We start from the raw sequence: 3,503 nt of genomic DNA, 5'->3' as shown, positions 1-3,503 counted from the left end.
GCGGATGATGATGGATAATCGACCGGGTTGTGGCGTAGGGACACGGCATCATAGATATCTCGGACAAACAGATAACTTTAATCGTGCCGTGTCCCGGCGGATGATGATGGATAATCGACCGGGTTGTTGCGTAGGAACACGGCATCAGAGATATCTCGGACAAACAGATAACTTGAATCGTGCCGTATCCCGGCGGATGATGATGGATAATCGACCGGGTTGTGGCGTAGGGACACGGCATCAGAGATATCTCGGACAAACAGATAACTTGAATCGTGCCGTATCCCGGCGGATGATGATGGATCATCGACCGGGTTGTGGCGTAGGGACACGGCATCATAGATATCTCGGACAAACAGATAACTTTAATCGTGCCGTGTCCCGGCGGATAATGATGGATAATCGACCGGGTTGTGGCGTAGGAACACGGCATCAGAGATATCTCGGACAAACAGATAACTTTAATCGTGCCGTGTCCCGGCTATTCCCCATGTATCCGGAATCAAACCCACTCTGCGTGAATTACTGAGTTAACATAGCATCAATCGGCATAACCAGCAGAGCAGACATGGCGAGAAATTGGTTGCGCGTCCATCATGTAGCAAATTCCATCCAACTTTCCTGGCAACGCGGACAATCAACGCCTCGCTCTGCACCAGAAGTACCATTTCAACACCCATTTGACGAGCAAGCACTGATAGACTTGCGGTGGTATTTAGAACAATACCTGCGCTTTCCCTACGGACTCGAACCCCAGAAAGCACAACAGATAGAAGAGAAATTGCAAGCTTGGGGACAGCAACTGTTTGACATCATCTTCCGCAGCAGCGAGGAAGCGCGGACATTTTTTCAGGAGGCGACGCGAGAAGGGTTGGATGGCTGCGAACTCAGTATTATTTCCGATGAACCGGAGATACTAAATTTACCTTGGGAATTGCTGTACTCGCCGGATTACCAATTTCTCGCGCCGTTGCTGGCAGGAACTTACCGCAGTCTCAGCAGTTATGCCGTGCGGGCTGAGATGGGGGCAATGTCGGATGAGAAGTTAAATATTTTACTCGTCATTGCGCGACCCTATGGAGATCGCGACATTAATTTTCAAACCATCGCCCGTCCCGTATTAGAAGCGCTGCAACCGATTCGGCAGCAGGTGAATCTCAAAGTGTTGCGTCCCCCTAGTTTAAAGCAGTTTGAGGCCGAACTTCAGGCGCATAAAGGGTTTTATCACATCGTCCATTTTGACGGGCATGGGGATTTTGAAGCGAATAGCAACAGCATCCAGACTCAATTTGGCACATCGGGGCAGGGGGTTTTAGTCTTTGAAGACGCGCAAGGCAAGCCGGAAATTGTCACCGCTAGGGAGATTGCCCAATATTTAACCGATTGTCGCGTGCCGATTTTTCTGCTCAATGCTTGCAAATCGGGACAAGCGGGAGAAGAACCCTTTTCATCAGTGGCGGGACAGTTGGTGAAATTGGGTGCAAAAGGCGTCGTGGCTATGGCTTATTCCGTCTATGCCGAAGGGGCGAAACACTTTATGGCACGCCTGTATGGGGAATTGGTGCGGGGGGAAAGCATCGCCAGTGCAGTAGCGGCGGGGCGGAAATCGATGTCCATCCAGAAGCTGCGCCCCAGTCCGAAGGGAAATTTACCGTTGCAAGATTGGCTGGTGCCGGTATTGTATCAGCAGGAACCCTACACGCCGTTTACTCCCAAAACTACAGAACCCAGTTTTGAAGACTTAATCGCCGCAGCAGAAAACCCCCAATCCAAAATCGCGTTCCCAGGCAGGAGCCAGGGAACGAGCCAATCCCAAATCGTCGATTTACCCGAAGTCAGCGCCTATGGCTTCATCGGGCGAGATTACGACATTTTGCGGTTAGAACGCGCTTTTCGCCAAAATTATGTTGTGTTGTTGCAGGGAATGGGCGGCGTTGGCAAAACCGAGTTGGCAGGGGGATTTGCTCGCTGGTTGGATGACACCCAAGGACGCACGGGGGGCATTTTCTTCACTAGCTTTGAGCGCGGTGCGGGGTTGAGTCAGGTGGTGAATCAAATAGGCAGGGCGTTGGGGGGTGAGAGATTCGCCCAGTTAATGCCAGAAAAACAGCAAGCGGTGGTGCGACAATATTTGCAAACCCATCCTTGTCTGCTGATTTGGGATAACTTTGAACCCGTCAATGGGTTTCCAGCAGGAAATTCGCCTTTGTTACCCGCCGCCGAAAGAGAGGAATTGAAGCGGTTTCTCAAGGAATTGCGCGGGGGACAAACTTGGGTACTGATTACCAGTCGGCGGGAAGAACGTTGGTTAGATTGCGGTTACGCGCTGCTGAGTTTGCAGGGACTGGTAAAACAGGATGTAGAAGAGTTAGCGGCGAAGATTCTGCAAGAAGCCGAGATTAATCGGGCGAAACTGCCAAAAGAATATCTGGAGTTGCTGAAACTATTGGGGGGACATCCGCTATCCTTGCGGGTGGTATTGCCTCACCTGAAAACCCAGACACCCGTGCAGTTAATCGAGGCATTGCGGCGGGGATTGGATACGTTCAAGGGTGCAGAGGAGGAAGGCAGAGAGAAATCGCTAACGGTGTCGTTGGATTATTCGTTTGCCAAGTTATCAGCACGGGCGCGGCAGCATTTGCCGTTTTTAGCGCTATTTTCTGAGCGAGTGAATGCAGATTGCCTCGATGCTTTTTCAGCACATCCTGATATCGATTGGGGACAAGCATATCGGGTGGTGTTTGGAGAAAACTTGCAGAAACCCGATTGGATAGGGTTGCTAAACGAAGCTGCCGACGCAGGAATTCTGGAATATCTGGGAGAAAGTATCTACAAAATTCACCCAGCACTGCCTTGGTATTTGCGACAACAGTTAGATACAAAAGGTTCGCAGGAGGTAATAAATACCCTGGAAAAAAAGTTGCTGGTTTTCTACGCACTGTTGGCGGCTAAATACGATAGAGAACTCATCAGCAATGCGGAATTGGCAACCTCTGTGCTGCGAGTGGAAGAACCGAACCTCTTGCAACACTTACGACTGGCAGAACAGCAGCAGGATTGGGCTTATGCTCAAGCAATTCTGCAAGCCTTGGGGGAGGTATATCAGCGATGGGGGCGCAAACCAGAATTCAAGTCCCTGCAAGAACGGGTGCTGAACCAAATTGGCATCCACTTGGCACAAGCAAAGGCAAAGGGGCGAGATGCTTTTGATTTCTGGATGTATCTGCGGAATAACCAAGCTAATGAAGCTGCTCAAAGTGCTGACTTAGAAACAGCAAGAGTGGTTTATCAAGAAATTCTCGATGAACTGACAGCTTTAAATGACCCCTCCGTCAATGACAAGATTGCCACTGCTAATCACAATCTCGGCTATATTGCCCAAGAGCAACGGCGGTTTGATCAGGCGATCGCTTTTTACCAAAAGGCTCTCCAAATTTATGAAGATGCAAATGATTTCTACAGTGCTGCTAGCGACTATCACCATCTAGGAATGGTAGCCCAAG

General features: G+C 50.1%; 2 protein-coding genes. One reads left to right on the top strand and one right to left on the bottom strand.

Features of this window, described 5'->3' with window-relative positions; all coding sequences use genetic code 11:
• On the bottom strand, positions 1 to 433 hold a 433-nt coding region (locus MiSe_RS48210), incomplete at its 3' end, for a hypothetical protein (protein ID WP_226594500.1).
• A 135-nt stretch (positions 434 to 568) separates the two neighbouring features.
• On the opposite strand from MiSe_RS48210, the gene MiSe_RS48205 reads away from it, so the two are divergent.
• Positions 569 to 3,503 (top strand): CHAT domain-containing protein (locus tag MiSe_RS48205; RefSeq protein WP_226594497.1); only part of this gene is annotated, 2,935 nt, incomplete at its 3' end.

The organism is Microseira wollei NIES-4236, assembly GCF_020521235.1.
GTDB lineage: Bacteria > Cyanobacteriota > Cyanobacteriia > Cyanobacteriales > Aerosakkonemataceae > Microseira > Microseira wollei.
The sequence above is the reverse complement of the archived record's forward strand: the minus strand, read 5'-3'. Positions and strand labels throughout refer to the sequence as shown.